Below are 3,936 nucleotides of genomic sequence, written 5' to 3' on the forward strand. Positions count from 1 at the left end.
ACCTCATGTTTCTTTTTCAAATTGTGCCCTTCCATTCCATTTAAGTGGATTAATTGAGGATCATGAAGAGTTAGTACTTATGAAGCCAGATCAATTTTACAATGAGTATAGGATAGACGCCAGAGTTTATAATAAAGTTGTTGATATAGATAGAGAAAATAAAGAGGTAAAGGTAAAGCATATTATAACTGAAGAAGAATATATAGAAAAATATGATAAGTTAATTTTATCACCAGGGGCTAACCCAATAGTGCCGCCTTTTGAAGGTATTAAAGATGTAAACGTATTTACTATAAGAAATGTAGTAGATATAGCTAAGTTAAGCGTGTTCTTAAAAGAGGATAATTGTAAGGATGTATCTGTAATAGGTGGAGGATTTATAGGTATTGAGGCAGCAGAAAACTTAAAATTAGCTGGATATAATGTTACATTAATAGAAGCTATGGATCAAGTTATGAGACCTTTTGATTATGATATGGCTCAAATACTACACAAAGAAATTTATGATAAAGGCATTGAATTAATATTAAATGATAAGGTAGAAAGATTTGAAAAAGATACTGTGATATTAGGCTCAGGGAAAAAAATTAAAACTGATGCTATTGTAATGGCTATAGGTGTATCCCCTGAAACAACTTTGGCTAAGAAAGCTGGTCTTGAAATAGGGGAAACTGGAGCCATTAAAGTAAATCAAAACTTTAGAACTAGTGATAAAAACATATACGCAGTAGGAGATGCTATAGAGGTTTATAATAGATTACTTCATTCTTATAGTAAATTATCCTTGGCAGGTCCTGCTCAAAGGCAAGCAAGAGATGCAGCAGACCATATTTATGGAAAACCTGTAAATAATACAGGTGTTATAGGTTCCTCTGTTATTAGAGTATTTGACTATAACGGGGCGTCTACAGGATTAAATGAAGGATTAATAAAAGCTACAGGTATGAAGATTAATTATGATTCTGTATTAATTATTCCTCAAGATAAAGTTGGAATAATGCCTGATAGTGAACCTATTTATTTTAAACTATTATTTGAAGTACCTACAGGAAGAATATTAGGAGCCCAAGCTATAGGTAAAGGAAATGTAGATAAAAGAATAGATGTTATTGCTACTTTAATTAAGTTTAATGGAACCTTAGAAGATTTAAAGGATTTAGAACTATGTTATGCACCACCTTTTGGAACGGCAAGGGATGTAGTTAATTTAGCTGCTTTAGTAGGATTAAATATATTGCATAGTAAATTTAAACAAGTCCATGTTGATGAAATTAGAGGCTTAGTAGAAAGTGGAGCCTATATAATAGATGTTAGAGATGAAGATGAATTTGAAGAAGGCCATATAAAAGGTGCTAAAAATATACCATTAAAAGAATTCAGAGATAGAATAGATGAAGTACCTAAAGATAGACCTGTTTATTTACATTGTAGAAGTGGTCAAAGAAGTTATAATGCAGTAATGACCTTGGTAAATAAGGGATATGATAATGTCTATAATGTTTCTGGTAGTTTTATGGGACTATCATTTTATGAATATTACAACGATCAAGTCTTAGATAGAGAACCAATTGTAACAAAATATAATTTTGAATAAAGTTAACCTTAGTTTTAAAATGTTATGCAAAGGCATAAGTATGCTTTTGCATAACTTGTTTATAGAGAATAGAGGTGAGAGGTATGAAGGAAATGAATTCTGATTTAGGTAAAATAGATGTATTTTCTATAGTTTTAGGTTCCATTATTGGATGGGGTTCCTTTATGTTGCCTGGAACTAAATTTTTAAAGGAAGCTGGAGTTATAAATACAGCCATAGGTCTTTTTCTTGGAGCTTTTTGTATAATAATTATCGAAAGTAGTTATAGGGTTATGATGGAAAATCATGAAGGTGAAGGTGGAGAGTTCTCTTATACATATAAGAATTATGGTAGAGTTCATGGATTTATAGTAGGTTGGTTTTTACTATTAGCCTATTTAACTATGATTCCTTTAAATAGTACTGCTTTTCCTTTAGTAATAAATAAAATATTTGGAAATGTTTTGGAATATGGATATTTATATACTATTGCAGGATATGAAGTTTATTTAGGTGAAGTTTTAATGTCTAATTTAATTGTACTATTATTTGCATATTTAAATATAAAAGGATTAAAGGAATCTAGTAAAGTTCAAAATATGATTATACTTACTTTAGTTATTTTAGTATTTTCAATTTTTACTACTATGTTTTTAAAGGCTGATAGAAGTATTATACAAAATAATTATATTTTAAACTATAGGTTTAATTTAGGAGAAGTGTCAAAGGTTCTTGCAATAGTGCCTTTTCTTTTTGTAGGTTTTGATTCTATACCCCAAATAAGTAAAGAGTTTAATTTTAGTGCTAAAAAGGCTTCTTTTATAACTGTAATATCTTTAATATTAGCTAGTACGATGTACAATATATTAAATATTACTACTGCCTTAATGTATTCTCCAGAAGAAGCTGTAGCCTTAGACTGGGCTTTAGGTACAGGAATATTAACTAATTTAGGTAGGACTGGATTTTTATTATTAGTAATAGCTTTAAGCGCTGCTGTTACAAGTGGAATTAATGGATTTATGATATGTACCAGTAAGTTAATGGGCTCAATAGCCAATTATAATATGCTTCCTAAAGAGTTTGGATTAACAAATAAAAACGGAGTCTTTAAAAACACAATTGTATTTGCAACAATTATTAGCTTAATGGCTCCTTGGTTCGGGCGAGAGGTTATTTTATGGATTGTAGATATGTCTTCTTTAGGTGCAGCTATTGCTTATCTGTATGTTTGCTTAATATCTATCAAAAAAGGTGAAAGTACATTTAGAAAAGTTGTATCAGCCTTAGGAGTGGTTATAAGCACTTCATTTATATTACTACTTTTAATTCCGAGTTCTCCAGCCACATTGGGAAAAGAGTCCTTAATAGCATTAGTTTGCTGGATAATCCTAGGAATAGGATTTTATGCAAAAGTAGTACCTGGCTATGAGGTTTAAGGCCCTGAAAAATAGAATGGAATTGATATTAAATAATATAAAAAGCCTTTGGGATTTTCCAGGGCTTTTTTATATTACTATTTTAACGAAAAAAAGCATAAAACATTTGAATGTGCAATATTTTTCCAATATAATATAAATAAGTAATGCATAAAAAATTAATAGTAAAGAGGTGACTTATATGGCAAATTTATTAATTGTTGAGGATGAAGCGCTAGTTGCTAATGGACTAGCGAAAATGGTTAGGTCTATAAACAATGATATAGAAGTATCCATAACTGGTTATGCCCAAGAAGCCTTAAATTATGCAAAAAATATTAATTATGACGCATTTTTATTAGACATTCAACTTAAAGATTACTCAGGATTTGAATTAGCTAAAGAGATAAGGAGTATTGATTATTACAAGTTAACCCCTATTATATTTATCACTGCAATTCCTACAAGGGAGTTAGTAGCCTTTAAGGAGATACATTGCTATGATTATATAATAAAGCCTTTTAAAGAAAGGGAAGTAAAGGATGCCTTAGAAACTATAATTAACTATGGAATTAAAAAAGACAAGAAAAGAGCAGAACTTAAGCTGAAACAAAAAGATTACCATTATATTATAGCTCAAGATGAAATTGTTCATATTGAATCTAGATATGGAAAAGTAATTATTACAACTATAAAAGAACAGATTGATTTACCTAGGTATACTTTAAAGGGATTAATGGACAACCTTACCGATAATTTTATTCAATGTCATAGAGGATATATAGTAAATACAGATTATATTGAAAAGGTTGATAAGTCTGACTACAACATCTATCTTAAAGGAATAGAGTTTCCTATACCAATTGGTAGGAAATATAAAGATTATTTAAGGAGTAAAGATCTATGGGATTAGTTGAATTAACTATAATGAGTTTTTTTGATATT

General features: G+C 29.6%; 3 protein-coding genes. All 3 read left to right on the forward strand.

Translation table 11 applies throughout. The annotated features are described in order from the left end of the window. Positions 1 to 1,594, forward strand: a 1,594-nt coding sequence (locus VK071_05050) for an FAD-dependent oxidoreductase (protein ID HLR34683.1), incomplete at its 5' end; no start/stop codon positions are given. An 83-nt stretch (positions 1,595 to 1,677) separates the two neighbouring features. Then, positions 1,678 to 3,012, forward strand: a complete 1,335-nt coding sequence (locus VK071_05055; protein HLR34684.1) for an APC family permease — start codon at positions 1,678 to 1,680, stop codon at positions 3,010 to 3,012. Positions 3,013 to 3,193: 181 nt separating this feature from the next. Next, the gene (locus tag VK071_05060) at positions 3,194 to 3,904 is read left to right on the forward strand and encodes a LytTR family DNA-binding domain-containing protein (GenBank protein ID HLR34685.1); all 711 of its coding nucleotides are present in this window, start codon (positions 3,194 to 3,196) and stop codon (positions 3,902 to 3,904) included. Positions 3,905 to 3,936: the final 32 nt, after the last annotated feature.

The organism is Tissierellales bacterium, assembly GCA_035301805.1.
Lineage (GTDB): Bacteria > Bacillota > Clostridia > Tissierellales > DATGTQ01 > DATGTQ01.